The following is a 26,317-nucleotide window of genomic DNA, read 5'->3' as shown; positions in this document are numbered from 1 at the left end:
GCACCGGGTTAGTGTCCCGTGAAAGGGGGGTGCATGGGGCGGTTCTTCGCGGTGGCGCTGGGATGCCCGGTCGCGGTGCCGAGCATCCTGTTGGCAATCGTCGTCGCCTACTGGCTCCTGGTCGCCTTCGGCGCGGCGGACGCGGACTGGGTGGAGCTGGACATCGGCGGCGTGCCCGCCACGATCGGCGTCTCGCTGCTGGTGGCGTTCTCGTGGTTCGCCTGCCTGGCGGGCGTGGTGCTGGTCGGACCGTCGTCGGCCGCGGCGGGTTTCGCCGTGCTCGGCGGCGCGCTGCTGGTCGGCGCGGTGCTCGCCCGGCTGGCCATGGCGCCGTTGACCCGGCTGTTCCCGGCCGACCCGCCCGCGTCCCGGCTGGACTTCGTCGGCCGCACCTGCGTCATCCGCACCGGCCGGGTCACCCGGACCTTCGGCCAGGCGGAGGTCACCGCCGCGGACGGCTCGTCGGCGGTCGTGCAGGTGCGGCAGCCCGGCGACGACGCGCTGACCGCGGGCGCCACCGCGGTGATCTTCGACTACGACGCGGACGGCGAGTTCTTCTGGGTGGCGCCGCTGGACCTCGGCCTCGACCCGACTCACGCACTGGGGGAGCACTGATGGACGTCATCACCACCGGGTTCGGCATCCTGATCGCCGTCGTCCTGGTCGTCGTGATCGCGCTGCTGATCCTGGTCAGCAGGCTGTTCCGCAAGATCGACCAGGGCAAGGCGCTGATCATCTCGAAGGTGCGCAAGGTGGACGTCACGTTCACCGGCGCGGTGGTGCTGCCGGTGCTGCACCGCGCGGAGGTCATGGACATCTCGGTGAAGACGATCGAGATCCGCCGCGCCGGCCAGGAAGGGCTGATCTGCCGGGACAACATCCGCGCCGACATCCGCATCACGTTCTTCGTGCGGGTCAACAAGACCGTCGAGGACGTCATCAAGGTCGCCCAGGCCATCGGCACCGCCCGCGCCAGCGACGAGGCCACCCTCCAGGAGCTGTTCAACGCGAAGTTCTCGGAGGCGTTGAAGACGGTCGGCAAGCAGCTCGACTTCATCGACCTCTACACCATGCGCGACGAGTTCCGCGACCGGATCATCCAGGTGATCGGCACCGACCTCAACGGCTACAGCCTGGAGGACGCGGCGATCGACTACCTGGAGCAGACGCCGATGGCGCAGCTCAACCCGTCGAACATCCTCGACGCCCAGGGCATCCGCAAGATCACCGAGCTGACCGCGATCGAGCACGTCCGCACGAACGAGTTCACGCGCCAGGAGGAGAAGGAGATCACGCGCCAGAACGTCGAGGCGCGCGAGGCGATCCTGGAGCTGGAGCGCCGCCGGGCCGACGCGGAGATCAAGCAGAAGCGCGAGGTCGAGACGATGCGGGCGCGCGAGGAGGCGGAGATCGCCAAGGTGCAGGCCGAGGAGCGGCTCAAGGCCAACACCGCGCACATCCGCACCGACGAGCAGCTCGGCATCCAGACCGAGAACAAGGCCCGCGAGATCGCGGTGGCCGAGAAGAACCGCGAGCGCGTGATCGCGATCGAGACCGAGCGCATCGAGAAGGACCGGATGCTGGAGGTCATCGGCCGGGAGCGGGAGACCGAGCTGTCCCGCATCGCCGCCGACAAGGAGCTGGAGGCGGAGAAGCGGTCCGTCGCCGAGGTGGTGCGCGAGCGGATCGCGGTGGAGAAGACCGTCGCCGAGCAGGAGGAGATCATCAAGCGGCTGCGCGCGGTCGAGGAGGCCGAGCGGCAGCGCCAGACCGTGGTGATCAAGGCCGAGGCGCAGGCGCAGGAGGGCCTGGTCAAGGACATCAAGGCGGCGGAGGCCGCGGAGCAGGCCGCGAAGTTCAAGGCCCGCGAGGAGCTGCTGCTCGCCGAGGCCCGCCAGCAGGCCGCCGAGCTGGACACCCGCGCCATGATCCGCCTCGCCGAGGGCAAGCAGGCCGAGGCCGCCGCGAACGGGCTGGCCGACGTGCAGGTGCGCGAGCGGGACGCGGAGGCGATCGAGAAGGTCGGCCGCGCCGAGGCCGCGGTGGAGAAGGAGAAGGCGCTCGTGGCCGCGCTGGCGATCCGCGAGAAGCTGAAGGGCGAGGCGGAGGGCCTGGCCGACAAGGCGGGCGCGATGGCCGCGCTGGACGGCGCCACCCGCGAGCACGAGGAGTACCGGCTGCGGCTGGAGACCGAGAAGGAGGTCCGGCTCGCGGGCCTGGACGTGCAGCGGCAGGTGGCCGAGTCGCAGGCGATGGTGCTGGCCACGGGCCTGGAGAAGGCCGACATCGACATCGTCGGCGGCGAGAGCGCGTTCTTCGACCGGATCGTCGGCGCGATCACGGTGGGCAAGCAGGTGGACGGGTTCGTGGAGCACTCCGACGTCGCCCGGACCCTGGCCGGGCCGTGGCTGGACGGGTCGGCGAGCTTCACCGACGACCTCGGCCGGCTGCTGGGTTCGTTCGGCACCGGTGACGTCAAGAACCTGACCGTGTCCGCGCTGCTGCTCAAGCTGATCGGCTCCGGCGGGCCGGACGAGGGCAAGCTGCGCGAGCTGCTGGCCGCCGCGCAACGGCTGGGCGTGGCCGAGCGGCCGGTCGCCTCGCTGTCGTGACCGCGTCGGTGGAGGCGGGCGCGGCGGTGGAGGCCGGCACCTACGAGGTGCTGCGGGCCCGGCTGGCCGAGCAGGCGGCCGGGCTCGCCCGGCGGGCCGAGGAGCTGAACGCGCGCCGGCTGGAGGTGTTCGGCAGCGCGGAGCTGGCGCTGCTGGGCACCGAGCGGATCCGCACCGAGCACAACTGCGTGCCGCGCGACTGCGTGTCCCTGTCCGTCGCCGGGGGCGGCGGGTCGCCGGCGACCGGGCTGATGCTGTTCGGCTACAACGTCTTCATCGGCCTGAAGCCGGAGACCGCGGTCGACGACGTGTTCTCGCTGCACCGCTTCACCCGTGACGGCGGGGCGTTCCGGTTCGAGGACGCGGCGGACGACGAGCTGCCGGGCCTGCTGCGCGACCCGCGGTTCGAGCGCGACTTCGCCGAGCTGTACCGGTACTACCGGGACACCAGGCTGATCCAGCTCCGCCGGGTCGAGGGCCGGCTGCTGGCGGTGTTCCAGACGGGCGCGCGCATCGGCGACATCCGGGTGCTGCGCTGGCGGGTCGGCGTGGACGGCTCGGTCGAGTACCTGGACAACCGGGGCGAGCGCGACCACGTGTTCCCGCCGTCGCACGACTTCGAGTGGATCGCGACCGGGCGCGAGCACCACGTGCCCGGCCGCCACCCGCACATCTCCGTCGAGGACGAGGTGTTCGTCGAGACCATCGGCGGCGACCTCACCATCAAGGTGGAGAACAACACCGAGACCGGCGAGGGCGTCTACACCGAGCCGGTGGACGAGCCGCTGCAGTCCCTGGCCGACGGCGAGGTGCAGTACGCGCGCGTCGGCCCGCTGATCCTGCTGCGCGTCCGCCCCTACAACGAGACCGCGTGGCGGCACCTGGTGTTCAACACCCGCACCCGGTCCGTGGTGCGGCTGGACGGCATCGGCCAGGCGTGCCAACGGCTGCCCGAGGACCAGGGCCTGATCTTCCCCGGCGGCTACCACCTGGCCACCGGCGTCGGCAAGACGTTCGACACCCCAGTGGACGAGCTGGAGTTCGAGCGGGTCATCCGCTCCACCAACGGCGAGGACGTGCTGTACGTCTTCCACGCCCGCCGCGACGGCCGGTCGCTGCTGCTGCCGTACAACGTGATCCGCAAGGAAGTGGCGACCCCGCTGTCGTGCCACGGGTACTCGCTGTTCGACGACGGCACGCTGGTCGTGTTCCGGGCGACGGACGACGAGCCGACCCGCGTGCACCCGATGCAGGTGTGGCAGACGCCGTACCTGTCCGACGCCTACGCCGCCGCGCAACCCGTGGGCACCGGCCCGCTGGAACGCGTCGGCAACGCCGACCTGGTGCGCGGCATCTCCGACTGCCTGTCGGTGACCCGGCTCGTCGGCGACACGGCCCCGTCCGTGCCGGTGTTCGAGGACCTGATCGCCTCCTGCGCCAGGGTGCTCGACACCTACCACTGGCTCGGCGAGCCGGAGCTGGGCGACCTGCGCGACCCGCTGTCGCGGGTGCGGGCGACGGCCGAGCAGGTGCTGGACGAGTTCGAGACCGTGCGGGCGCTGACCGACCAGGCGGCGGCCGCGGTCGACGAGGCCGAGGAGCGGATCGCGTCGGTGGTCCGCCGGGTGCGCGGCGACGTGCCCGCGTCGGCCGACGCGTGGGTGCGGCAGCTCGCCGACCTGCGGCGAGCCCAGGGGCACCTGCTGACGGTGAAGGAGCTGCGGTACGCCGACGCGGCCCGCATCGACGCGCTGGTGTCGTCGGTGGAGGACGAGCTGGCGGGCACGGCGCGGCGCGCGGTCGAGCACCTGCGCCGCGACGACGCGTTCGCCGGCTACCACGAGCGGGTCGAGGGCCTGGTCGGCGAGGCCGAGGCGATCCGCACGGCCGCCGAGGCCGACCCGGTGGTCGAGCGGCTGGGCGAGCAGCAGCGCGGCCTGGAGGTGCTGACCGAGACCATCGGCTCGCTCGACATCGCGGACGCCACCGTGCGCACGGCGATCCTGGAGCGCATCGGCGAGGTGCTCGCCGGGCTGAACCGGGCGCGGGCCACCGCGGACGGCCGCCGGCGCGCGTTGCTCGCCACCGAGGGCCGGGCCGAGTTCGCCGCCGAGTTCGCGCTGCTGGGTCAGGCGATCACCGGCGCGCTGGCGGTCGCGGACACCCCGCAGCGGTGCGACGAGCAGCTGGGCCGGCTGCTGCTGCACCTGGAGAACCTGGAGTCGCGGTTCGGCGCGTTCGACGACTTCCTGACCCGGCTCGGCGAGAAACGGACCGACGTCTACGAGGCGTTCTCGTCGCGCAAGCAGGCGCTGCTGGACGACCGGGCCCGTCACGCCGACCGGCTCGCGACCTCCGCCGATCGGATCCTGGCGAGCGTCACCGGGCGGGTGGCGTCGCTGGCGTCGGCGGACGAGGTCAACACCTACTTCGCGACCGACCCGATGGTGGCGAAGGTCCGCGCGGTCGCCGACGAGCTGCGCGCGCTGGGCGACCGGGTGCGCGCCGAGGAGCTGGACGGGCGGGTGCTGGCCGCGCGGCAGGAGGCGGGCCGCTCGCTGCGGGACCGGCTGGACCTGTTCGACGGGGAGGCGATCCGGCTCGGCCGGCACCGGTTCGCGGTGAACACCCAGCCGGTCGACCTGACGCTCGTGCCCAAGGACGGGGAGCTGTCGTTCGCCGTCACGGGCACCGACTTCCGCGCGCCCGTGCGCGACCCGGCGTTCGCGGACACCCGGCCGTTCTGGGACCAGTCGCTGGTGTCGGAGACGGCCGAGGTCTACCGGGCCGAGCACCTGGCCGCGTCGATCCTGGCCGAGCACCCGGTGGAGGAGTTGCACGCCGCCGCCACCGGGGGCCGGTTGCCGGACCTGGTGCGCCGGGTCGCCGAGTCGCGGCTGGACGAGGGCTACGAGCGGGGCGTGCACGACCACGACGCGGCCCGCATCCTCGACGTGGTGCTGCGCCTGCACGCGGGCGCGGGCGTGCTGCGGTTCCCGCCGGCCGCGCGGGCCGCGGCGCAGCTGTTCTGGGTTTCGGCCGACGAGGGCGTGCGGTCGGCGTTCGCGCGGCGCGCGGTCTCGCTGGGCCGGGCCAGGGCGGCGTTCGGGCACACCGCGGCCATCGACGAACTGTGCGCCGAGCTGGGCGCGGCGGCCGGCGACCCGCTCGCGGGCGAGTACCTGTTCGAGGAGCTGTGCGGTTCGCCGTTCGGGTTCGTCACGAGCGCCCGGGCGCGCGCCCTGGTGGACGCGTTCCACCGGGCGTTGGGCGGGCGCAGGGAGTTCGACGACGACCTCGCGGCGATCGCGGACCTCGACGTGCGGCGGCGGTTGGCGGAGGGCTGGTACGAGGCGTTCCTGGGCGGCCTGCCCGACCGGGACCGCCACCTGCCCGACCTGCCGGAGGCGGTGGCGCTGGAGCTGTGCCGGGACCTGCCCCGGCACGAGTCGTCCGCGCAGCTGGAGGCCACTGTGGACGGACTGCTCGGCACCCACCCGCGCGTCGTGGACCGCGGCCTGGAGGTCCGGCTGGACGAGCTGCTGACCCGCACCCGGGCGTTCCGCGAGCACCGCGTGCCCGCCTACCGCGCCTACCAGCGGCGGCGCAACGAGGTCGTGGCCGCCGAACGGGCCAGGCTGCGGCTGGACGAGCACCGGCCGAAGGTGATGGGCGCGTTCGTGCGCAACCGGCTGCTGGACGAGGTCTACCTGCCCCTGATCGGCGACAACCTGGCCAAGCAGCTCGGCGCGGCGGGCGACGGCAAGCGCACCGACCAGATGGGCCTGCTGCTGCTCATCTCACCGCCCGGCTACGGCAAGACGACGCTGATGGAGTACGTCGCCCACCGGCTCGGCCTGGTGTTCGTCAAGGTCAACGGCCCGGCGCTGGGCCACGGCGTGACGTCGGTCGACCCGGCGGACGCGCCGAACGCCACCGCGCGGCAGGAGGTCGAGAAGATCTCGTTCGCGCTGGAGACGGGCAACAACGTGCTGCTGTACCTGGACGACATCCAGCACACCTCGCCGGAGCTGCTCCAGAAGTTCATCTCGCTGTGCGACGCGCAGCGCCGCATGGAAGGCGTGTGGGACGGCCGCACGCGCACCTACGACCTGCGCGGCAAGCGGTTCGCGGTGTGCATGGCGGGCAACCCGTACACCGAGTCCGGGCAGCGGTTCCGCATCCCCGACATGCTCGCGAACCGCGCCGACGTGTGGAACCTCGGCGACGTGCTGTCCGGCCGCGAGGACCTGTTCGCGTCGAGCTACGTGGAGAACGCGCTCACGTCCAACCCGGTGCTCGCGCCGCTGTCGACCCGCGACCGCGGCGACGTCGAGCTGCTGGTGCGGATGGCGCGCGGCGAGGACGTGCGGGCGGACCGGCTCGCGCACCCGTACGGGGCCGCGGAGCTGGAGCAGGTGCTGTCCGTGCTGCGCAAGCTGCTGCGCGTGCGGGAGGTCGTGCTGGCGGTCAACCGGGCGTACATCGCCTCCGCCGCCCAGGCCGACGCGTCGCGGGTCGAGCCGCCGTTCCGCTTGCAGGGCTCGTACCGGAACATGAACAAGCTGGCGGAGCGGATCGTGCCGGTGATGAACGACGCCGAGCTGGACGCGGTGATCGACGACCACTACGCGGGCGAGGCGCAGACGCTCACCTCGGGCGCGGAGGCGAACCTGCTCAAGCTGGCGGAGCTGCGCGGCGCCCTGACCGAGGCCCAGGCCGCCCGCTGGCGGGAGGTGAAGGCCGGCTACGTGCGCGCCCAAGCCCTCGGCGGCGCGGACGACGACCCGACCACCCGCACCGTCGGCGCCCTGTCCCTGCTGACCGACCGCGTGGGCGCGGCCCTGGACCGCCTGGCCACCCGCTGACCCCCGCGTGTCCTACGTCCAGAACGCGCGTGTCCTACGTTCGGAACGCGTGTGTCCTACGTTCGGAACGCGTGTGTCCTACGTTCAGAGCACCCGAGTTCGACGTTCGCGCACACCGGAAATCAGTCGAAGCGCTCGCAGGCCAGGCCGTCGCGGTCGAGGTCGAGGTGGTGGCGGTCCCGCCCCACCACCTCGATCCGACCCGCGCCGTGGTCACGTAGCCAGTCGCACAACTCCCGCACCCCGCGCGGGAACCGCCACGGCACGCACGGCCCCTCCGTCACGTACGCGGGGTCGCAGTGGTGGCCCTGCGTCGGCCGGGTCGGCGTGGTGGTCACGACGGTGCTGGACGACGGGGGCGGCGGCTCCGACGACGTCGTCGTCACGGCGGTGGTGGTCGTGGTGATCGGCGGCGCCGGCCGCGGCTCGGGCTCGGGCACCACCACGGGGATCGTCGTCGGCCGCGCGACCGCCACCGTCGTGGTGTACGTCGCGCTGACCACACCGGGCTCCACGGGGCTCAGCTGCACCTGCCGCACGTCCACCGGCCGCGGTTCGCGCACCGTGATCGCCATCGTCACGAGCGCGCCGGTCGCGAGCAACAACGCCACTCCGGCGAAGGCGACGCTTCTGCCACTGCTCATCCCTGCACCCGCTCCGAGGCTCCACGGTGTCACGTGGAATCGTTCAAGCCCCTGAACGCGTTACGCCCCAACCGTCTTGGCACGTCGAAGGGGTGACGCGAACCGCACGACGTGGCACGATCGGGCGGTGGACGTCGGGTTGCTCGGACCGGGGACCGTGACCTGGCAGCTGCACGCCGACCCCGCCATGTGGGTCGCCGGCATCGCGAGCCTCTACCTGCAGGCGCTGCACCCCCGCGCGGTCGCCGCCGTGGTGCAGAACTCCAGCTTCCGGCGCGACCCGCTGGGCAGGCTCCTGCGGACCGCGGACTTCGTCGGCACGGTCAGCTACGGCTCCACCGAAGAGGTCCACCGGGCCGCCGCCCGCGTCCGCGCCGTGCACCGCACCCTGCGCGCCAAGGACGACACCGGCCGCACGTTCCGGATCGACGACCCCGAACTGCTGCTCTGGGTGCACTGCGCCGAGGTCCACTGCTTCCTCACCGTGCTGCGCCGCGCCGGCTACCGGCTCACCGACGCCCAGGTCGACCGCTACTACGACGAGCAACGCCGCACCGCCGCCCTGGTCGGCCTGCACGAGGACGAGGTGCCCGGCAGCGCCGCCGAGATGGCCGACTACTTCGCCGCCGCGCTCCCCGGGCTGCGGCGCACCGCCGACTCCGAGGTCGTGTACCGGTTCCTGCACCGCCCGCCCGTCACCGGCGTGCTGCGCCTCGGCCTGGACGCCTACGAGCCGCTGCTCGGCCACCTCGCGTACTCCGTGCTGCCCCCGTGGGCCATCGCCCTGCACGGCCACCGCCCGTACCCCGGGCAGGCGGCCACCGCCCTGCTGCGCGCCGTCCGGACCGCCGCGCTGCTCGTGCCCGCGCCCCTCCGCTGGGGCGTCCCCGAAGGTCACGTGAACAAGGCGATACGCCGACTCGGCCCGCGGGTGGCGCCCAGGCGAGCACTCCTGCCGTCCTGACCGGACGTCAGCGGGCTCACAGCGCCGATTGCGCCGAACGGACCATTGGCGTGGACCACTGCGACCTTTATCGCACCTGACCGACCCGCCCGCTTGCTTAGCATGAACAACGTCCGGCGCGTCGATCCGCGCCGCCCCCAGCACCCGAGAGGTTCCGCAGCACATGCTGTTCCGACGACTGCTGCCCGCGACCGCCCTGGTGACGGCCCTGTCCCTCACCGCGGCGTGCGGCGGCGCGAGCGACGACACCCTGGCAGGCAAGGCCGACGACGGCGAGCTGACCATCGGCATCCGGTACGACCAACCGGGCCTCGGGCAGCGCCGGCTCGACGGCAAGTTCGTCGGCTTCGACGTGGACGTGGCCAAGTACGTCGCCGCCCAGCTCGGCGTCGAGGAGTCCGGCATCAGGTGGCGCGAGGCCCGGTCCGCCGACCGCGAGAAGCTCATCGCCTCCGGCGAGGTGGACTTCGTCGTCGCCACCTACTCGATCACCGACAAGCGCAAGGAGCAGGTCGCGTTCGCCGGCCCGTACTTCCAGACCGGGCAGGGCGTGCTGGTCCGCTTCACCGAAGACGAGATCACCGGCCCGGAGACCCTGAACGGCAAGAAGCTCTGCTCGGTCGCCGGCTCGACGTCCGCGCAGAAGGTCAAGGACCAGTTCGCGCAGGACGTGCAGCTGGTCGAGTACGGCCAGTACTCCGACTGCGTGATCGCGCTGCTCGCCGGCAACGTCGACGCGGTCACCACGGACGAGGTCATCCTCGCGGGTTACGTGGCGGAGAACCCCGAGCTGCTCAAGCTGGTCGGCACGCCGTTCACCACCGAGCGCTACGGCATCGGCCTGGCCAAGGACGACGTGGAGGGCCGCTCGAAGGTCAACGCCGCCATCGAGAAGATGGTCGGCTCCGGTGAGTGGCGCGCCGCCCTGGAGCGCAACATCGGCCAGGCCGGCGTCGAACTCCCGGAACCACCCAAGGTGACGGAGAAGTAGCTTTCCGGTGGACCAATGACTTCTGGGTGGTAGTGCTCGAGGTCACCAACCGATACGCTCAGCCACGCAGGCCGTGGTTTCTGTGTTCGTGTCTCACGCTCGCGGAACGACACGCGGGCGTGCCGTCCCCACCGGCGACCGGTGGGGGAAACGCCCCGGGACGGCCGGGGCTGCACGGTGCAGCCCCAAGCTTTCCTGCGATGGAGGCAGGTACATGGCACTGGGCACTGTCAAGTGGTTCAACTCCGAGAAGGGCTTCGGCTTCATCGCCCAGGAGAACGGCGGGCCGGACGTCTTCGTGCACTACTCGGAGATCCAGGGCCAGGGGTTCCGCACCCTGGAGGAGAACCAGCGGGTCGAGTTCGAGATCGGCCAGGGCACCAAGGGTCCGCAGGCCCAGAACGTGCGCAAGGTCTGATCGCGTCGTCACCACCGTCTTCCGCTACGACGGCGCAGGCCCCCGACCGGCTGGTCGGGGGCCTGTTCGCGTTCGGGCCCGGCCTCGGGAGCCGGGGCACTGCCGGGGGTCTAGTAACCGCGCTGGCGCGCTTCCCACTCCAACCGCTGCATGACCCACTCCGTGGCCAGCGCCTGCGGGGAGGTCTGCCGCTCGGCGGCCAGCTCCTTCAACTGCTCGTTCGCCATGAGCTGCAGGCGCAGCTGGTACACCTGCGCGTTGCCGAAGCTCGTGCCCGCCGTCGTCTCCGCGTCGGAGGTCTCCGGGGCGAGGGCGGCCAGGTACGACTCGAGCTCCTCGTCGGGCAGGACTTCTTCCTGTTCACGGGCGGGCGGGCGATGCCGGCCCGACTTCGACCGTCCAAGGGATCCAAGAGGCACGGCGACACGATAACGGTTGGATTGCGGCGCCGGCCACAGTGTGGCCCCGGTCACGGGTGAACGCGTGGAGAGGCCCCCGCGCCAGGGGGAGGAACGCGGGGGCCGGAGGGGATCTCCACAGGCGCTGACCGGGGGTGTGTCAGCAGTTCGGATTGTTGCACGCGCACGTGGACCTGGGGAGTGGGTTGGCCCGAAATCTTCAGGTGGGAGATGGCGGGAAGCCCCTGTCCGGCCCGTTCGCGCGCGCCGGCCCCGCCGCACGGCTCACCCCTGTGGGGTAGGCGGCGGCGCGTCGGGGTCGTCCGGCGCGGCCTCCAGGTTCGTGATCTCCCCCTCCAGCCGCTGCACCAGCTCCTCGAGGCCCTCCAGCATCCCGTCCAGCTGGCTCATCTTGTCGTTCATCAACCGGTCGATGTCCGCCTCGATCGCGGACAGCGACAGGCTGCCGAACAGCTCCTGCGGGTTCGCCGCGGCCGCGGGCCCGTTCGTCCCGTCCGTCGGTGGCGGCGTGGCGGCGGCATCCTCCGCCGCCGCTGGTTCCGGCGTCTGCCCCGGTACCGGTTCGGTCATGGGTGGCACCCTCCTCGTTCGCGACAAGCACATCACGCCGCGCTTGACACCAAGTGGCCTACACGGAAAGTGACGCTGTGTCGCCCCTGAATCACTCTCCGGGGGGCTGTGGCGGCTCGATGGGCTCGCTTAGCCTCGCGCCAACCTCAAGTCGGGGAGGCGTCATGAGCGGGTCCCTAGAAGTGCGTCAGTTCCTGTGGAACCAGGACGACGCGATGTCCAGGCCGGGCGGCGGTGGGGTGCCTGCCCAGCGAACCGGTGAGCCGTCGCGGATCTCGGACGAGCAGGTCCACCGGGCTCGGCTGTCGGTGGCGCGCGGCGCCACCAGTGCCGAGGACTGCCGGTTGCTGCTCGACATGCTCGGGCTGTCACCGGGCGAGGACGGGGGCGTGCCACCCGTGCAGCGCTAGGACGTCACGAGCCGCGGCCCCTCCGGGACCCCTTCCCGGAGGGGCCGCGTCGTCGCGGCCCGCCGTGAACCGGGGTGGAATCGCAGGTCAACACCTTGTTGGACCCCCGTTTTGGAGGTGTGGACCCCCGTGCCCTATGCTTACGATGCTTCCACCGGACAGCGTGGAGGGCCTGGGAAAGAAGGTGGCCCAAGGGCTGCTGGAGGAACCTGGTCCCCATCGTCTAGCGGCCTAGGACCCCGCCCTTTCAAGGCGGTAGCGCGGGTTCGAATCCCGTTGGGGGCACGCAGTACAGCAAGGCAGAAGTGAGCAAGGCCCAGTGGCGCAGTTGGTTAGCGCGTCGCCCTGTCACGGCGAAGGTCGCGGGTTCGAGTCCCGTCTGGGTCGCAAGGCAGTTCGGCCGGTTGGTCGAGCCGCTACCTGGCCAGGTAGCTCAGTTGGTACGAGCGACCGCCTGAAAAGCGGTAGGTCGGCGGTTCGACCCCGCCCCTGGCCACCAGATCGTTCGAAAAGCCCCTCGCCAACCGCGAGGGGCTTTTCTCATTTCCCGGCGGTGAATCGGATGACCGCCAACGCCTGGTCGTCGTGCACTTTCGGCCGCGGCCACTTCGTGCGCCCAGGATCACCCGCCTCCGCCGCGCGGATCTCGTCCAGCACCGCTTCCGGCCCTTTTTCGGACGTGATTCGCAACACGGCCCGCCAGTCCGCGAACAAGCCGTAGTCGTCCACGCCGCAGGACACGCCGTCGGTCGCCATCAGCACGGCCCGGACCCGGTCCCGCGGCCAACTCGCCCGCACGGCCCGGTGCGCGGCGGCCGGGTCGGCCTCGGCCACCCACCAGCCGCCCTCGCGGTTGCGCCAGTCCGTGATCGGGTGGACCTGGCCCCGCAGGTCCCGCAGCCGGTGGTCGGCGACCACCTCGACGCCGGCGTCGGTGAACACGGCGACCGGGCTGTCCGCGAGCACCAGCACATCCACCGAGGCGTCGGTCCACCGCGTGATCGCCACCGTGCTGGACGGCGAGTCGCCCGGCGTCAGGCCGTGCTCGGCGGCGAGGCGGGCGATGGCCCCGGCCAGCTCGTCGGCCAGGTCGTGGTCGAGGTCCCGGTCGAGGCGGGTGAACTGCCCGGCCAGGTGGCGCGAGTGCCAGCCGCCGTCGTGGACGCGGGGCGTGGGCGAGGTCGCGCCGTCCAGCACCACCACCGCGTTCGGCAGGAGCACGATGCGGTCCTCGGTGGGGCGCGGCAGGCCGTCACGACCCACCCCGGCCCGTTCGGCGGTGGTGATCTCGGGCATCGACCCCGAGCGTAGCGTGTCAACTTGGGTTGACAAGTCGGCGGATGTCAACCAAAGTTGACGGCATGACGGAGGCAACCGAACTCGCCTCGGCGGCGGGCGACCAGGACCCCAGGGTCGGGCTCCGGGCGGTCAGCGCGCTGCGCCGCCTGCTGGAAACACTCGAAGCCGTGCAGGTGCGCAACGCCCGCGCCCGCGGCTGGTCATGGCAGGAGATCGCGGCCGAACTCGGGGTGACCCGGCAGGCCGTCCACAAGAAGCACGGGGGAGACCGATGATCGGCGAACGGTTCACCAGATCCGCCCGCCAGGCCGTCCACGACGCCGTCGTGCAGGCCGAGCGCCTCGACGCGCCCGAGATCGGGCCCGAGCACCTGGCCCTGGCGCTGCTCGACGCGCCGGTGCTGGCCGAGTTCCACCTGGAGCGCGACGAGGTCGTGGACGCGTTCCTCGCCGCCCGGCGCAAGGGCGGGCTCAGCGACGCCGACACGGAAGCGCTGCGGCGGCTCGGCATCGACGTCGACCAGATCGTGGCGTCCGTCGAGCGCACCCACGGCGAGGGCGCGTTGGCCGGCCCGAGGACCCGGCGTCGGCGGCGGTTCTTCGGCAACCACCTGCCGTTCACCGCGGCGGCGAAGAAGACGCTGGAGCGCAGCCTGTCCGAGGCGCGCGACCTCGGCCACAGCTCCCTGCGCCAGGAGCACATGCTGCTGGCGCTGCTGGCCCAGCGGGGGCTCGTGGCCGAGGTGCTGGAGGCGCGCGGGGTGAACTACGTGGAGGTCAGGAAGCGGGTCGCTCGCTCACCCAGGTGACGAGGGGGAGGAACGCCTGGGTCAGCGGGCCGATGGTGACGGCGTAGAGGACCGTCCCGACGCCGATCGTGCCGCCGAGCAGCCAGCCGACGGCCAGCACGGTCAGCTCGACCACCGTCCGCACCAGGCGCAACGAGGTCCCGGTCCGCGCGCAGAAGCCGGTCGTCAGGCCGTCGCGCGGGCCGGGGCCCAGGCGGGCCCCGATGTAGACGGCCGCGGCCAGGCCGTTCAGCACGATGCCGGCGGCGAGGAACAGGATGCGCGGCAGCAGGCCGGTCGGGGTCGGGAGGACGGCCAGGGTGGCGTCCACCGCGAGGCCGATGACGACCACGTTGCTGACCGTGCCGACGCCCGGTCTCTGCCGCAACGGGATCCAGCAGAGCAGGACCACGACCCCGACCAGGGCGGTGACCAGGCCGAACGACAGGCCGGTGAGCTTGGTCAGGCCCTCGTGCAGCACGTCCCACGGGTCGAGGCCGAGGGTGGCGCGGATCTGCAGCGCCATGCTCGTGCCGTAGAGCCACAGGCCGGCGAGGAGCTGGGGGACGCGGCGCAGCGGGGAGACGGTGACCGGGACCGGGGTGAGGGCGGCGAGCATGTGGCCATCCTTCGTCGCGATTGGCCTTGTATTCCACAGCCAATTGGCAATAATTGGCCTTATGAGCGCTGAAGTCCCACCAGGTGGACGTATATCCGGCTTCCGCCTGGCCCGACTGCTCGGCGAGTGGCGTCGCAGTGGCGCACGTCACGGGACCGCGGACCTCGCGGCGGCGGTGCGGATGCTGGTGCTGGACGGGCGGCTGCCCGCCGGCACGCGGCTGCCCGCCGAGCGCGAGCTGGCCCAGGTGCTGCCGGTGAGCCGGACGATGATCACGGCGGCGCTGGACCAGTTGCGGTCGGAGGGGCTGGTCGCGAGCCGCCGCGGGGCCGGGACGTGGATCAGCCTGCCGACCGGGGCGCTGGGCGTCGTGCCGGACACCCCGCTCGTCGGGTCCAGCATGGTCGACTTCGCGCGCGCCGCCCCGCCCGCCCTGCCGGGGGTGCTGGCGGCGTTCGACCAGGTCCGGCGGTTCCTGCCCGACCACCTGGCCGATCACGGGTACTTCGAGCACGGGGTGCCCGAGCTGCGCAAACGCATCGCCGAGCGGTACGCGGCGCGCGGGCTGCCGACGTCACCCGACCAGATCGTGGTCACCAGCGGCGCGCAGCACGCGCTGGCGCTGACGTTGCGGCTGTTCACCGGACCGGGTGATCGCGTGCTGGTCGAGCAGCCCAGCTACCCCAACGCGCTGGACGCGATCAAGGCCGTCTCCGCCATCCCGGTCCCCGTCGCGATGACCGAGACCGGCTGGGACCTGCCCGGCATCGCCGCCGCCCTCCGCCAAGCCGCGCCGCGCATGGCGTACGTGGTCGTGGACTTCCACAACCCCACCGCGCACCGGCTGGACGCCGAGGGCCGAGCCGAGCTGGTCGAGACCGCGCGACGTGCCCGCACGCCGTTGGTCGTGGACGAGACGCTCGTGGAACTGGACCTGGACGGCGACCCGTCGGCCGGCCCGCCGCCGACGGCGGCGTTCGGCGAGGACCTGGTCGTGACGCTGGGTTCGGCGAGCAAGTCGCACTGGGGCGGCCTGCGGATCGGCTGGATCCGCGCGACCCCCGAGGTGGTCCACCGCCTGATCTCCACCCGCACCGCGCTCGACCTGGGGTCCGCGGTGGTGGAGCAGCTGGTGCTGGCGGAGCTGCTGGCCGATCCGGAGCCCGCGCTGCGCGAGCGGAGGGCCCAGCTGGCGGCGCAGCGCGACGTGCTCATCGAAGGGCTGCGCGAGCACTGCCCGACGTGGCGCTTCCGCAGGCCGGCCGGTGGGCTCAGCGTGTGGTGCGAGCTGGACGCGCCGGTGAGCACGCGCATCGCCGTCGTGGCGCAGAACCACGGGATCCGGCTCGCGCCGGGGTCGCGCTTCGGGGTCCACGGCGGGTTCGAGCGCTGGCTGCGGCTGCCGTTCGTGCAGCCGGCCGACGTGCTCCGCGATGCCGCGCGCCGGCTGGGGCTGGTCGCCGCGTCCGTCGCGGGCACCGGGCTCGGGGGTGACGCCGACCTGGCGGTGCCGGTGGCCTGACCCGCTCGCTCTCGTCCGTGCCCGGCTGGGGGAGGGTGCCGGGGCGGTGGTCGGCTGCGGCCGGGGTGCCGGGCGGGGCGTGTGGCGGCCGGGGAGGTGGCGGTCAGGGCGGGTGGCGGGACGGTGGTGGCGGTTGGGACGGGGTGGTGGCTGGGGCGGGTCGGGGGTGGCTGAGGGGTGGGGGTGGTTGAGGGGTCGGGGGTGGTTGTCGGGCTCCTCATGGTTTTAACCGAGGTGCGGTAACAGTGTTTCCGTACATATTTTGGCGATGATCACTCGATCGTGTTAGCGCGAGCCGTCGGGCTCCGGCTCAGCCCCTCGTTGGGCCGGAGCCCGACGGCGGTCGTGGACCTGCGGCGGGGACGCTCCAGGGATTGGCGTCCCCTGCCGCAGGTTCCCGTGCGGTCCCGGTCGCCGCGGGGGCAGCGCGGTGACGGGACCTCTCCCGTTCCTGCCAGGGCGCGGTTGGCAGGACGGGTGTCCGGTCGAGCGCGGATCGCATCGGTGTGAGAAGTGCGTGACAGGCGGAAAAGACCGGTCAACGGGGAGTCGGCCTGGTGTGCTCGGGGCACACGGGTCCCGTCGGACTCAGTCGGGTGATGTGCTGGGCAGCCCTGGAACGCTGCCCGGGGACCGGTCGTCGTCCCACCGCTCGGCCGACCACGCGGCCCACGGCTTGGCGGTCGACTGACCGGTCAGCGACGCGTGGAACACCCCGCCGCCGCGGTGGCCGCTGCCGCTGTCCGCCCCGCCCGACGACGCCGTGGGCGCGGTCGGCGCGGGCGCCTGCTTCGGCGCGGGCGCGGGGGCGGACGGTTCCGGCGCCTCCCAGCGCACCTCGGTGTCCGAGGCGGTCTGCGATGGCACGGCCGCGGGTGGCGCGGTGGCCGGCGGGGCCGGCGGCACGGCCGTCCGCACGGGTTCGGCCACCGGGGTCGGCGCGGGGGGCACGTCCGCCACCACCGGTTCGGCGGTGGCGGCCGCGCGGGCGGCGGCCTTCGCGGCCGCCTTCGCCTCGTACACCGGCGCGGGCATCGTGTTCGACACCGTGCCGGAGTGGCTGTAGCCGCTGCTCGACGAGTACGCGTAGGACTCCGCCGGGTACGGATCGCCCTCGGCGGCGTACGGCACGAACGGGGTCACGACGATCGGGTCGGCGGTGGCGCCCGGGGCGAGGAACGGCGCCGCCCCGACGGGCTGGGGCTCGGCCGCGACCGACAGGAACGGCACCACGTGCTGCGGTGCCGCGTCGGCGAGCAGCCGGGCGACCGCCGTTCGCTGCTCGCCGAGCGTCAGGTTCACCGCTTCGAGTGTCTTCGTTGCCTCGTCCGAGTGGTCTTCGTCGGCCGTCGCGACGCCGGCGCACACCAGCCACGCCGCGGTCGCCAACCCGCCCACGGCCAGCGCCCGGAGCAGCAGCGATCCGCCGCGGCGCACCGCTTCGGGAGCTGCCACCGTGGATCACCACCGTTCCGGGTGAGGCGAACGGGACGGACCGTTCGAGGTCGACGTTCTGCTATGTCTAGCACTGGTAACCGGATTTTCGAACGTTATCCGCCGGAACCCACTCGGAAGGGCGGTGCGGTGCGGCTGTCCGTGTCTCCCCGCCGGTCCACGAACACGGTCCGTCGTCCGCGCACGACGGTGCGACGGCGCGATATGTCCGTTGTGGACGCTCACATCGCGTCCCGTGTGGACGGTTGACCGGCGGCTCCGTGGCCGGCCACTCCGCTAACCCATTCGAGTGTCCCCCGGTTGAGTGAACGGCGGTCACCCCGAGCCGACGCACAGGAAGCCGAGGTCGCCGTGCCGGGCCTGGGCGTCCGCAAGCGCTTGCGCCGGATGCGCCAGGTGGGCGTGGAGATCGACCATCAGGTCCACCACCCGGTCGTCCGGCACCGGCCGCACGCTCTCCACGACGACCCGGGCGCCACGCCGCAGCAGCACCCGCGCCAACCCCGGCTCGCACGCGGAGAGCACCACGACCGACGGCGCCCGCGCCAGGCCCTCCAGGTGGTACCCGTGCAACGGTCCGTCCGCCAACCGCAGGTAGGACGACGACTCGTCGTCAAGCACGCCATGCGCCGCGATGTGCGCGACATCCACCTCGGGCATCTCCCGCAACGTCTCCTCCACCGTGGAACGCACCCGACCGCCGTGCGCACGGTGCAGCGCCTCGACCTCCCGGTGCGCGTGCCGCAGCGACGGCCCCGCCACCCAGAGCCGCCGGGCCAGCGCCAGCGGCCGGGTGTCGGCCCGGTGCCAGCAGCTCGCCGAGGGCGCGACCGACACGGCCCGCCCGCGACCCGAGGGCAGCGCCGCCCACGGCACCCGCGTCAGCTCCGGGCTCGGCACCACGACCACCGGCCGGTCGCCGGCCGGCCGCAGCAGCCGGTCCAGGTCGGCCACGGCGTGCGGCGCGGCGGCCAACGACAGCGCCCGCACGTGCCGGGCGGCGGTCCGCGCCTCGCCGAAGTCGTGCAGCCGGACCCGGCGGTCGACCACGGACACGCCGACCAGCCGTTCCCGGTGGCTGACGAACACCAGCAGCGCCCGGTCGCCCAACGCGTCCACCACGTCGTTCAGCGGCACGGCCGGGGCCGCCGGCCGGGCGACCCCGCGCAGCTCCCGTTCCAGCCGCGCGATCCGCTCCCGGTCCCGCCGCACGCGCGCCAGCCGCAGTTCGGCCCGCACCCGCGCGACGCCGGGCGCCACCTCCGGGGGCCGGCCGGCCGCGCGCTCGCCCCACCGCCACACCGCGCGGGCGTCGGCGCTGTTCAGGGCGTGGTCGAGGGCGATGTTCACGAGTTCTCCGCGGGTGTCGGGATCGTCCAGGGCGAGCCCCGCCCGGCACGCCGCCACCGCGGCCCGCCGGGTCGGCGCGAGTCGGGCGCGGGCCAGCCAGCCGACGGCCCTGGACCGGGTCGTCCCCCGGCGCCGGTCGCACGCGGCGACCACCGCCGTCGGCACGTCGGGGGCGCCGGCGCACAGGGCCACGGCCTGCGCCGCGGCCACGAGGGAGGAGCGGCCCGCCGCGCGGAACAGGTCCTCCGCCTGCGCCGCCAGGGCCCGCGCGGCGGTGCGGTCGCCGTCCCGCACCGCGCACCGGGCCGCCAGCAGCACCGCTTCGGGCACCCGCGCGGCGACGGCGGACCGCAGGAGCGCGCCGGCCTGCCGGACGTGACCCGCGGCGAGCAGCGCCTCCGCCCGCCGCACCGCCACCTGCCAGGCCGTCATGCCACGAACCACGGCGTCGCGCGGTCCCGCCCGGCGTGCCGGAGCACGAAGCTGACCGGCCCGAACGGCACCCGTTCGACGTGGAACCAGCCCGCCGGGTCGACCGCGGCCGCCACCCGACCGCCCGGCCACCGCGCCACGGCGAGGGTCGCCGCCCGCGCCAGCCCGGTGACGTGCAGGCCGCCCGCGACGTGGTCGAACCGCAGGTCCAGGTCGGTGAACGCCAGCCGCCGGGCGTGGCCGCGGCCCCGCATGCCGGGCGGGTCCACGCGGACCGAGTCGGCCAGCAGCCGCAGGGGCGTCGCGTCGGCGCGCTCGGCCAGCGCGGCCCGCGCCCGGTCGCGGATCGCCTCGGGCGTCGGGTCGAGGTCGTCCACGAGGTGGGCGAGGGCGTCGAGGAGCGCGCGGTCGTCGCTCACCGGGCCACCTCCACGCCGAGGCGGCGGCGCAGCAGGGCCAGGCACCGGCCGCGGGTGGCGCCGAGGCTGTTCACCGGCACCCCGACGGCCTCGGCGACCTGCGTGAACGACAGTTCCGGCGCGAACGCGGCGAGCCGCAGGATCTCCCGGCAGCGGTCGGTCAGCGTCGCGTAGGCCCGCCACAGCACGGCGTCGCGGGCGAGCGCCGCGTCCTCGGGCGTCGGCCCGTCGTCGGCGACCTCCCACCCGTCGAGCGGGGCCTCCCGGCCGCGCAGCCGCAGCACGGTCAGCGTCTCCCGGCGGGCGGTGGTGACGAGCCACGCGCCGAGCCGCTCGGGGCGGCGGATGCGGGACAGGCTCTCGGCCAGCGCGAGCCAGGTGGCCTGGCAGACGTCGGCCGCGTCCTCCGGGCTCAGCCGGTGCGACCGCGGCACGGCCCAGACCAGGCGCGCGTACCGGCGGACGAGTTCGTGCCACGCCGCGGTGTCCCCGGCGCGGGCGAGGGCGATCAGCCCGGTGTTGTTCCGATCAGGCATGCTCCTTGAGAGCACCCGGTCTGACCTGGGGATACGGGAGCCGCACGATGGTGTGGTCGGGGGAACCGCACGCCGTCGCGGCGCGTCGCTACTCGGTTCGCAGGCTCGCCGGCCGGATCGCCGAGCGCAGCGCGGGCAGCGTGCACAGCGACACCACGAGCACCACGACCGCCGCGGCGGCGACCGTGGACGCGATCTCGGTCCAGTCGACGCGGAACCGCCCGGCCGGCGCGACGAGCCACGCCGTGCCGAGGCCGATCGGGAGGGCGAGCCCGATGCCGAGCGCCGTCGGGATCGCCGACTGCCACAGCGCGGACATCGCGAGGACCCTCGGCGGCACGCCGTTCGCGGCCAGCACGGCGGTCGGGCGGCGGCGCTCGAAGACCTGGTCCACGGCCGCCGCGGCGAGCCCGACCACGGCCAGGAGGGTGAGCAGCACGGACCCGGCGATGACGCCGCCACGCAGGGACGTGAACAGCTCGACCTGACCGACGTCGACGGGTCGGCGCAGCGTGACGGCCCGGTCGGCGCGCCCGGTGGCGGCGAGCAGGCGGTCGCCGAAGGACTCGTCCGGGTCGCCCCGGACCACCAGCTCGGTCGGCGGCACGGCGGTCAGCACGGGGTCCGCGCCGCCCGCCACGAGCAGCCCGGGGGGCTCGTCGGCCTCGACGGTCCGGTACCGCGGCACGACCCACTCGCGTCCCCCGACGAGGAGCCCGACGCCCGGCGCCGGTCCGGCGCCGACCAGGTAGGCCGCGCCGGTCGTGCAGTCGGAGACGCCCAGCCGTGCCGCGATCTCGGCGCAGTCGGTGCTGGTGACGCGGGTGGCGCCGAGGTCGTGGTGGCGCACCTCGCTTACCCCGCGCACGCCTCCGACCAGCGCGATCGCCTCCTCCAGCGGGCGGACGGCGGTGTTGGGCGGCAGGTCGAGCACCCAGCGGTCGGGGGTGTCCGACGGCGGCGCGGCGGTGAAGTGGGCGGCCACGCCGAGCAGCACCTGCAACGTCAGCGACCCGGTCAGCACCACCACCACGGCGGCCAGCACGCGGGGCGTGCCCGTGTCGGAGCGGAGGGTGCGCAGCGCGAGCAGCGGCGCGACGCCGTCCGGTTCGAGGCGGTGGGCGACCTGGCCGACCAGCCACGGCAGCACCGCGCCGGTGCCCGCGAGGACGAGCGCGATGCCCAGGCCGAGCGGGACGGCGAGCCGCGCGTCGGCCATGACCTGCCAGTAGCCGCCGATCGCGGACGTCGCCACGACCAGCGCGGCGCCCGCGCCGAGCAGCCCGAACCGCCACCACGCGCGGCGGCGGGGCAGCGCGACGGCACGTGCCGGGCCGAGCGGGCCGACGTCCTCGGTGCGCAGCGCGAGCAGGGCCGAGACGACGGCCACCACGGGCACGCCCAGCGCGATCAGCCCGCCGAGCAGCGGGTCGGGCAGCAGGTCCGTGGGGAAGAAGCCGACGCCCTCGACCTCGATGAACCGGGCGAGCGGCCGGGCCGCGAAGAACACCGCCACGCCGACGAACAGCCCGAGCACGGCGCCGGTCAGGGTCTCGCCGGCCGCGAGCCGGCGGAGCTGCCCGCGCGACGCGCCCACGAGCCGGATGGCGGCCAGGCGCCGCGCGCGGCCGGTCGCGCCGAGCCGGGTGGCGACCAGGACGAAGATGCCGAGCGGCACGAGCAGGGCGCCGATCGCGGCGACCATCAGCAGCCGGTAGACCGGCGGCAGCGTCGCGGGCGTCCCGTCGCTGCCGAACCCGGCGGCGGGGTGGGCGGTGCCCCGGTGGGCGTCGGCCAGGCCCGCGTAGAAGATCAGTGACTTCGGCCGGGGCAGGCCCGCGTCGGCGATCACGCCGACGACGCTCTCCGGGAAGCGGGCGCGCACGGAGTCGTCGGTGCGCATCAGCTCGAACAGCTCCGGTGACACGACCAGCTCGCCGGGCCCGGGGATGCGGCCGACGCCGGGCGGCGCGGGCGCGTCGGGCGCGGTGGCGGCCAGCTCCACGCCCGTGATCAGGCGTCCGCGCCAGGACACGCTGACGTGGCGGGCCTCGATCGCGGCGCCGGCCTCCGCCCGGTCGAGCGCCGCCGCCCGCACGCGCTCGGACTTCGCCTCGCGGGCCGGTCCGATGGACGCGGCGAGCAGCAGCACGGTGACGCCGAGGCCCACGCCGGCGGCGGTGAGCGCCAACCTGGCCCACGAGGCCCGGCCGCCCCCGACGGCCAGCCGGACGCCGAGGACCAGGTCGGCGACCCACCTCGTCCTCATCGGAACGCCGCCCGGGCGCTCCGGGGGCCGCGGCCCGGGACGTGGTCGGTGTCGTGCGGGAGTGGGATCACATTCCTTCAGACGTCCCGGGGGCCCGGGACGTGGCTTCGAGGTTCCGAGCGGGTGGCGCCGCCGCCCGGGGCGCGAAGGCGGCGACGCCCGCCCGGGGGCCTACTCGGAGCGCAGGCCGAGGGCGCCGGTGGCCCGTCGCAGCGAGGGCAGCGACAGGACCGTGACCAGCACGACCATCAGCGCGGCGGCGGCGCTGAGCACCCCGATCCCCGCCCAGTCGAGCACGATCGGCGCGGAGATGATCCGCAGCAGCAGGACCGCGAGCCCGCCGCCGACGGTCAGCGACACGACCAGCGCGAGGAGCAGCGGAACCGCGTTCTGCCACAGCAGGGACCGGCTCAGCGCGCCGCGCGGCACGCCGCTCGCGGCCAGCACGGCCAACGGCCGCCGCCGTTCGCGGACCTGCTCCAGCGCCAGCACGAGCAGGCTCGCGCCCGCCAGCAGCAGCGTGACCAGCGAACCGGCCAGCAGCGCCTCGCGGATGCTCTCGAACTCCTTCACCCGTTGCGACACGTCGACCTCGCCGAAGTACGACGTGTAGGCGCGCCACGTCATCGACGCCAGCGAGTTGCGGACGTGCTCGGCGATCTCGGGCCGCTCCGGGTCGACCTGGACCAGCACGCTCGCGGCGTCGGGGTCGACCGGCAGGTCGCGCGCCAACGACGGCGTGACCAGCAGGCCGAACCGGTAGAGGTTGCGCTCGTCGGGCACCCCGACGACGGTGAACCGGGGCACCGTCCACTCCGGACCCCACTCTTGCCCGTCGCCGGAGTCCAGCAGCACGGAGACGCGCTGTTCCGCTCGGAGCGTCTCGTGACCGGACCGCCCCGACGTGTTGGGGTCGATGTAGAACGCGTCACCGTCCCGGCAGCTCGGCAGCACCGCCTGGGTGCGCAACGCGTCGCAGCTGCCGATCGTCGCCATGTGGTACTCGTCCTCGCCGGCCTTGAGCGTCGCGGTCCGCAGCGGGTGCGCCTGCTGCACGCCGGCGACCCGGGCCAGCGCCTCGGCGGTCCGCTCGGTCGCGTCGGGCGGGGAGTCCTGGAGGCTGACCACGATCCGGCCCTTGTCCGACTCGGGCGTCGGCCGCTCCACGATTCTGGTCTGCGCGCTGGCCATGACCGACTGCAGGGCGATCCCGCCCGCCAGGACCACGGCCACGCCCCCGACGACGCGCGCCGCCGTGCCGCTCTCCAGCTGGAGCCTGCGGATCGCGAGCTGCCACGACGGCGGGCCGCCGCGCAGCCGGACCACCGCGCGTTCGACCACCCACGGCAGCAGCACCGGGATGCCGAGCAGGAGCAGGATGATCCCGCCGATCACGACCTCGTCCGACCCCTCGACGGACGTGCCGCCGAACGCGCCGGTCTGGGTGAGGAGGGCGACCGTGCCGAGCGCGATCGGCACCACGCGCCACCACAGCACCCGCTTGACCGGCTTCGTGCGGCGCACCACGCCCAGCGGCTCGACCACCGTGCGGCGCATCGCCACCACCGACGTCAGCACCGCCAGGACCGGCACCAGCACCAGGATGGTCGCGGCCAGTGGCAGCGACGGGGTCAGGTCGCTCGGGAACACGCTGATCCCGATGATCTCGACGCGTTCGACGAACTGCCGCCCGGCGAAGAACAGCGCCGCGCCCGCGCCCAGCCCGACGACCGCGCCCAGCAGCGCCTCGCCCGCCGCGATCCGGCGCACCCGCTGCGCGCCCGCGCCGACCAGCCGCAACGCGGCCAGCCTGCGGTCCCGCTCGGCGCCCGCCAGCCTGGTGCTGATGCCGACGAACACCAGCACCGGGAACAGCAGCGCGACCGAACCCACGATGATCAGCAGGACCAGCACGGGTTCCAGCTCGCGCTCGGTCGCCGCGCCGCCGAAGCGGGTGACCGGGTCCTGGCCGTCGTCGGCCGCGGTCCGGTCGCCGGCGTAGAACATCAGGTCGTTCGGCGCGTTCAGGCCGCTCTGGTCGATGGTGCCGGCCACGCGCTGCGGGAACCGCTGCCGCAGCAGCTCGCCCTCCGGGGACGCCAGCAGGTCCGCCAGCTCCGGCGACAGGAACACCTCGCCGTCGCCGGGCACCCGCGGCAGGCCCGGCGGCACCGGCGCGTCCGGCCCGGTGCCGTGCAGGAACCGCCCGGTGATCGAGTAGCCGCGGTAGTCGGTGTCCCAGATCGCCATGTGCAGCACGTCGCCCGACGCCTCGGCGGACCTGACCGCCTCCCTCGCGGCCTGCCGCTCGCCGCGTTCGGCCAGCACGGTCGTCGCCGAGGACGCGGCCAGCAGCACGGCCACGCCGAGGCCGATGCCCGCGGCGGTCAACGCGAGCCGCACCCGCGACGTGCGCCCGCCGCCCAGCGACAGCCGGACGCCGAGGGCGAGGTCGGAGAGCCACCCCCTCACGTGACCGGCTCCATCTCGCGGGACCGGCCGTCGCGCACCACGACCTCGCGGTCGGAGTACGCCGCCACCCGCGCCTCGTGCGTCACCAGCACCACCGCCGCGTTGGTCTCCCGCGCCGCGCCGACCAGCAGCTGCATCACGCGTTCGCCGTTGAGCGAGTCGAGCGCGCCCGTCGGCTCGTCGGCGAACACCACCCGCGGCCCCGTCACCAGGGCGCGGGCCACGGCCACCCGCTGCCCCTGGCCGCCGGAGGTCTCGCCGGGGCGCTTGTCCGCGACGTCGGCCACCTCCAGCCGCTCCAGCCACTCGCGGGCCCGCGACTCGGCCTCCTTGCGCTTCACCGAGCCGAGCCGCAGCGGCAGCGCCACGTTCTCCAGGCAGCTCAGCTCGGGCACGAGCTGGCCGAACTGGAACACGAACCCGAAGTCGGTGCGCCGCAGCTCGCTGCGCGGCCCGTCGCCCATCGCGCTCAGCTCCACGTCGCGGTAGCGGACCGTGCCGCGGTCCGGGGTGAGGATGCCCGCGAGGCAGTGCAGCAGGGTGGACTTGCCGGAGCCCGACGGGCCCATCACCGCGACCACCTCGCCCGCGCGCACGGACAGGCCCGCGCCGTCCAGGGCGGGCGTCGGGCCGAACGACTTGTGCAGGTCCACGGCCTCCAACAGGCTCCGCGAGGTCCGCGCGTCGGTCGTCGGGTCGTTGCTCATCGGGTCACCGCCGTCTTGAGCTGGCCGAGGCGCGCGGCGGTGAGCTCCAGCCAGCGCAGGTCGGCTTCGAGGTGGAACAGGGCGTGGTCGCAGATCAGCTGGTCGGCGAGGTCGCCGCCGGCCTTGCGCTTGGTCAGCTCGCGCATCGTGGTCAGGTGGGCGGCGCGCTGGACGTCGAGCACCTCGTCCGCGCTGCGGCCGGACAGCAGGGCCAGCACGACCTTCGCGTAGAGCGTGTTCTGCAGGTAGGGCTCCGGCTTCTCCGGCGTGCCCAGCCAGTGCTCCACGTCGGTCACGCCCGCGTCCGTGATCGCGTACCGCTTGCGCTCCGGACCGTCACCCGCCTCGACGCCGGCCTCCTCGACCAGGCCGTTGCGGAGCAGGCGCGACAGCGTCGTGTAGACCTGCCCGTAGTGCAGGGGCCGGTCGTGGCCGAAGCGCTCGTCGTAGGCCCGTTTGAGGTCGTACCCGTGCCGTGGGCCTTTTTCGAGCAGGCCCAACAGGGTGTGTCCGATCGACATGGGAGGCACTATACACACGAGGTATACACACGG

Annotated in this window: 23 protein-coding genes and 3 tRNA genes; 13 read left to right on the top strand and 13 right to left on the bottom strand. The window is 73.8% G+C overall.

Annotated features, from left to right (window positions below):
• The first annotated feature begins 33 nt into the window (after positions 1 to 33).
• Genes ACWEFJ_RS01265 through ACWEFJ_RS01255 form a run of 3 tightly spaced genes read left to right on the top strand, consistent with a single transcriptional unit; the run spans position 34 to position 7,480 of the window.
• Positions 34 to 615, top strand: coding sequence for a hypothetical protein (locus ACWEFJ_RS01265; protein WP_449712543.1), 582 nt, complete (start codon positions 34 to 36; stop codon positions 613 to 615).
• Positions 615 to 2,612 (top strand): SPFH domain-containing protein, encoded by a 1,998-nt coding sequence (locus tag ACWEFJ_RS01260; RefSeq protein ID WP_378092377.1) that lies wholly within the window; start codon positions 615 to 617, stop codon positions 2,610 to 2,612. Before ACWEFJ_RS01265 ends, ACWEFJ_RS01260 begins: the two co-directional genes overlap by 1 nt.
• Positions 2,609 to 7,480 (top strand): DNA repair ATPase, encoded by a 4,872-nt coding sequence (locus ACWEFJ_RS01255; protein ID WP_449712542.1) that lies wholly within the window; start codon positions 2,609 to 2,611, stop codon positions 7,478 to 7,480. Before ACWEFJ_RS01260 ends, ACWEFJ_RS01255 begins: the two co-directional genes overlap by 4 nt.
• A 122-nt stretch (positions 7,481 to 7,602) precedes the next feature.
• Here ACWEFJ_RS01255 and ACWEFJ_RS01250 read toward each other — a convergent pair whose 3' ends face one another.
• Positions 7,603 to 8,124 (bottom strand): hypothetical protein, encoded by a 522-nt coding sequence (locus ACWEFJ_RS01250; protein ID WP_449712541.1) that lies wholly within the window; start codon positions 8,122 to 8,124, stop codon positions 7,603 to 7,605.
• Positions 8,125 to 8,251: 127 nt separating this feature from the next.
• Between ACWEFJ_RS01250 and ACWEFJ_RS01245 the strand changes: the two genes are divergently transcribed.
• The 3 genes from ACWEFJ_RS01245 to ACWEFJ_RS01235 all read left to right on the top strand — a co-directional run bounded on the left by ACWEFJ_RS01245 (position 8,252) and on the right by ACWEFJ_RS01235 (position 10,497).
• A complete protein-coding gene (locus tag ACWEFJ_RS01245; protein WP_449712540.1) occupies positions 8,252 to 9,088 on the top strand; it encodes an oxygenase MpaB family protein in 837 nt (278 codons plus the stop codon).
• A 163-nt stretch (positions 9,089 to 9,251) separates the two neighbouring features.
• The gene (locus ACWEFJ_RS01240) at positions 9,252 to 10,079 is read left to right on the top strand and encodes a glutamate ABC transporter substrate-binding protein (RefSeq protein WP_449712539.1); all 828 of its coding nucleotides are present in this window, start codon (positions 9,252 to 9,254) and stop codon (positions 10,077 to 10,079) included.
• A gap of 214 nt (positions 10,080 to 10,293) precedes the next feature.
• Positions 10,294 to 10,497 (top strand): cold-shock protein, encoded by a 204-nt coding sequence (locus ACWEFJ_RS01235; protein WP_015105489.1) that lies wholly within the window; start codon positions 10,294 to 10,296, stop codon positions 10,495 to 10,497.
• A 110-nt stretch (positions 10,498 to 10,607) separates the two neighbouring features.
• Here ACWEFJ_RS01235 and ACWEFJ_RS01230 read toward each other — a convergent pair whose 3' ends face one another.
• The gene (locus ACWEFJ_RS01230) at positions 10,608 to 10,916 is read right to left on the bottom strand and encodes a hypothetical protein (protein WP_378092390.1); all 309 of its coding nucleotides are present in this window, start codon (positions 10,914 to 10,916) and stop codon (positions 10,608 to 10,610) included.
• Between the two features lie 264 nt (positions 10,917 to 11,180).
• On the bottom strand, positions 11,181 to 11,486 hold the full coding sequence (locus tag ACWEFJ_RS01225; RefSeq protein ID WP_449712538.1) for a hypothetical protein: 306 nt from the start codon (positions 11,484 to 11,486) through the stop codon (positions 11,181 to 11,183).
• A gap of 164 nt (positions 11,487 to 11,650) precedes the next feature.
• On the opposite strand from ACWEFJ_RS01225, the gene ACWEFJ_RS01220 reads away from it, so the two are divergent.
• From ACWEFJ_RS01220 to ACWEFJ_RS01205, 4 genes are all read left to right on the top strand, one after another.
• Positions 11,651 to 11,896 carry a hypothetical protein gene (locus tag ACWEFJ_RS01220; RefSeq protein ID WP_378092394.1) on the top strand — a complete coding sequence of 82 codons (246 nt, stop codon included), beginning with the start codon at positions 11,651 to 11,653 and terminating at the stop codon, positions 11,894 to 11,896.
• 212 nt (positions 11,897 to 12,108) lie between these two features.
• Positions 12,109 to 12,181: transfer RNA gene (locus tag ACWEFJ_RS01215), tRNA-Glu, on the top strand.
• Between the two features lie 28 nt (positions 12,182 to 12,209).
• A tRNA-Asp gene (locus tag ACWEFJ_RS01210) sits at positions 12,210 to 12,283 on the top strand.
• Between the two features lie 35 nt (positions 12,284 to 12,318).
• Positions 12,319 to 12,395 (top strand) — tRNA-Phe (locus ACWEFJ_RS01205).
• A 41-nt stretch (positions 12,396 to 12,436) separates the two neighbouring features.
• Here ACWEFJ_RS01205 and ACWEFJ_RS01200 read toward each other — a convergent pair.
• The gene (locus tag ACWEFJ_RS01200) at positions 12,437 to 13,192 is read right to left on the bottom strand and encodes a protein phosphatase 2C domain-containing protein (RefSeq protein ID WP_449712537.1); all 756 of its coding nucleotides are present in this window, start codon (positions 13,190 to 13,192) and stop codon (positions 12,437 to 12,439) included.
• Positions 13,193 to 13,257: 65 nt separating this feature from the next.
• On the opposite strand from ACWEFJ_RS01200, the gene ACWEFJ_RS01195 reads away from it, so the two are divergent.
• Positions 13,258 to 13,470: a helix-turn-helix domain-containing protein gene (locus ACWEFJ_RS01195; protein ID WP_077010893.1), complete on the top strand. Its 213-nt coding sequence runs from the start codon at positions 13,258 to 13,260 to the stop codon at positions 13,468 to 13,470.
• Entirely contained in the window at positions 13,467 to 14,003 is a 537-nt protein-coding gene (locus ACWEFJ_RS01190; protein WP_378092398.1) for a Clp protease N-terminal domain-containing protein, read from the top strand. Before ACWEFJ_RS01195 ends, ACWEFJ_RS01190 begins: the two co-directional genes overlap by 4 nt.
• On the opposite strand, the gene yczE is transcribed toward ACWEFJ_RS01190, so the two are convergent.
• On the bottom strand, positions 13,972 to 14,601 hold the full coding sequence (gene yczE / locus ACWEFJ_RS01185; RefSeq protein ID WP_378092400.1) for a membrane protein YczE: 630 nt from the start codon (positions 14,599 to 14,601) through the stop codon (positions 13,972 to 13,974). The two genes, ACWEFJ_RS01190 and yczE, sit on opposite strands and share 32 nt — an antisense overlap.
• 61 nt (positions 14,602 to 14,662) lie before the next feature.
• Here yczE and yczR point away from each other — a divergent pair, with 61 nt between their 5' ends.
• Entirely contained in the window at positions 14,663 to 16,123 is a 1,461-nt protein-coding gene (gene yczR, locus ACWEFJ_RS01180; protein ID WP_449712536.1) for a MocR-like transcription factor YczR, read from the top strand.
• A gap of 588 nt (positions 16,124 to 16,711) precedes the next feature.
• Here the strand turns inward: yczR and ACWEFJ_RS01175 are convergent.
• The 8 genes from ACWEFJ_RS01175 to ACWEFJ_RS01140 form a co-directional block, all read right to left on the bottom strand.
• Positions 16,712 to 17,578 (bottom strand): hypothetical protein, encoded by an 867-nt coding sequence (locus ACWEFJ_RS01175; RefSeq protein WP_449712535.1) that lies wholly within the window; start codon positions 17,576 to 17,578, stop codon positions 16,712 to 16,714.
• Positions 17,579 to 17,893: 315 nt separating this feature from the next.
• The gene (locus ACWEFJ_RS01170; protein WP_449712534.1) at positions 17,894 to 19,360 is read right to left on the bottom strand and encodes a CHAT domain-containing protein; all 1,467 of its coding nucleotides are present in this window, start codon (positions 19,358 to 19,360) and stop codon (positions 17,894 to 17,896) included.
• Positions 19,357 to 19,779 carry a hypothetical protein gene (locus ACWEFJ_RS01165; protein WP_378087816.1) on the bottom strand — a complete coding sequence of 141 codons (423 nt, stop codon included), beginning with the start codon at positions 19,777 to 19,779 and terminating at the stop codon, positions 19,357 to 19,359. The genes ACWEFJ_RS01170 and ACWEFJ_RS01165 overlap by 4 nt, the downstream gene beginning before the upstream one ends.
• Entirely contained in the window at positions 19,776 to 20,315 is a 540-nt protein-coding gene (locus ACWEFJ_RS01160; protein ID WP_449712533.1) for an RNA polymerase sigma factor, read from the bottom strand. The genes ACWEFJ_RS01165 and ACWEFJ_RS01160 overlap by 4 nt, the downstream gene beginning before the upstream one ends.
• An 88-nt stretch (positions 20,316 to 20,403) precedes the next feature.
• A complete protein-coding gene (locus ACWEFJ_RS01155; RefSeq protein ID WP_449712532.1) occupies positions 20,404 to 22,584 on the bottom strand; it encodes an FtsX-like permease family protein in 2,181 nt (726 codons plus the stop codon).
• A gap of 171 nt (positions 22,585 to 22,755) precedes the next feature.
• Positions 22,756 to 25,056: an FtsX-like permease family protein gene (locus ACWEFJ_RS01150; protein ID WP_449712531.1), complete on the bottom strand. Its 2,301-nt coding sequence runs from the start codon at positions 25,054 to 25,056 to the stop codon at positions 22,756 to 22,758.
• Positions 25,053 to 25,763: an ABC transporter ATP-binding protein gene (locus ACWEFJ_RS01145; protein WP_378087808.1), complete on the bottom strand. Its 711-nt coding sequence runs from the start codon at positions 25,761 to 25,763 to the stop codon at positions 25,053 to 25,055. The genes ACWEFJ_RS01150 and ACWEFJ_RS01145 overlap by 4 nt, the downstream gene beginning before the upstream one ends.
• A complete protein-coding gene (locus tag ACWEFJ_RS01140) occupies positions 25,760 to 26,284 on the bottom strand; it encodes a PadR family transcriptional regulator (RefSeq protein WP_378087806.1) in 525 nt (174 codons plus the stop codon). The genes ACWEFJ_RS01145 and ACWEFJ_RS01140 overlap by 4 nt, the downstream gene beginning before the upstream one ends.
• Positions 26,285 to 26,317: the final 33 nt, after the last annotated feature.

Source organism: Actinosynnema sp. NPDC004786 (genome assembly GCF_053601135.1).
The sequence above is the reverse complement of the archived record's forward strand: the minus strand, read 5'-3'. Positions and strand labels throughout refer to the sequence as shown.

Bases quoted from the DNA above. Each gene is read 5' to 3' on its own strand.
- ACWEFJ_RS01265 (WP_449712543.1), top strand. From the start codon at position 34: ATGGGGCGGTTCTTCGCGGTGGCGCTGGGATGCCCGGTCGCGGTGCCG.
- ACWEFJ_RS01260 (WP_378092377.1), top strand. From the start codon at position 615: ATGGACGTCATCACCACCGGGTTCGGCATCCTGATCGCCGTCGTCCTG.
- ACWEFJ_RS01250 (WP_449712541.1), bottom strand. From the start codon at position 8,124: ATGAGCAGTGGCAGAAGCGTCGCCTTCGCCGGAGTGGCGTTGTTGCTC.
- ACWEFJ_RS01240 (WP_449712539.1), top strand. From the start codon at position 9,252: ATGCTGTTCCGACGACTGCTGCCCGCGACCGCCCTGGTGACGGCCCTG.
- ACWEFJ_RS01235 (WP_015105489.1), top strand. From the start codon at position 10,294: ATGGCACTGGGCACTGTCAAGTGGTTCAACTCCGAGAAGGGCTTCGGC.
- ACWEFJ_RS01225 (WP_449712538.1), bottom strand. From the start codon at position 11,486: ATGACCGAACCGGTACCGGGGCAGACGCCGGAACCAGCGGCGGCGGAG.
- ACWEFJ_RS01220 (WP_378092394.1), top strand. From the start codon at position 11,651: ATGAGCGGGTCCCTAGAAGTGCGTCAGTTCCTGTGGAACCAGGACGAC.
- ACWEFJ_RS01200 (WP_449712537.1), bottom strand. From the start codon at position 13,192: ATGCCCGAGATCACCACCGCCGAACGGGCCGGGGTGGGTCGTGACGGC.
- ACWEFJ_RS01195 (WP_077010893.1), top strand. From the start codon at position 13,258: ATGACGGAGGCAACCGAACTCGCCTCGGCGGCGGGCGACCAGGACCCC.
- ACWEFJ_RS01190 (WP_378092398.1), top strand. From the start codon at position 13,467: ATGATCGGCGAACGGTTCACCAGATCCGCCCGCCAGGCCGTCCACGAC.
- yczE (WP_378092400.1), bottom strand. From the start codon at position 14,601: ATGCTCGCCGCCCTCACCCCGGTCCCGGTCACCGTCTCCCCGCTGCGC.
- yczR (WP_449712536.1), top strand. From the start codon at position 14,663: ATGAGCGCTGAAGTCCCACCAGGTGGACGTATATCCGGCTTCCGCCTG.
- ACWEFJ_RS01170 (WP_449712534.1), bottom strand. From the start codon at position 19,360: ATGACGGCCTGGCAGGTGGCGGTGCGGCGGGCGGAGGCGCTGCTCGCC.
- ACWEFJ_RS01160 (WP_449712533.1), bottom strand. From the start codon at position 20,315: ATGCCTGATCGGAACAACACCGGGCTGATCGCCCTCGCCCGCGCCGGG.
- ACWEFJ_RS01155 (WP_449712532.1), bottom strand. From the start codon at position 22,584: ATGAGGACGAGGTGGGTCGCCGACCTGGTCCTCGGCGTCCGGCTGGCC.
- ACWEFJ_RS01145 (WP_378087808.1), bottom strand. From the start codon at position 25,763: ATGAGCAACGACCCGACGACCGACGCGCGGACCTCGCGGAGCCTGTTG.
- ACWEFJ_RS01140 (WP_378087806.1), bottom strand. From the start codon at position 26,284: ATGTCGATCGGACACACCCTGTTGGGCCTGCTCGAAAAAGGCCCACGG.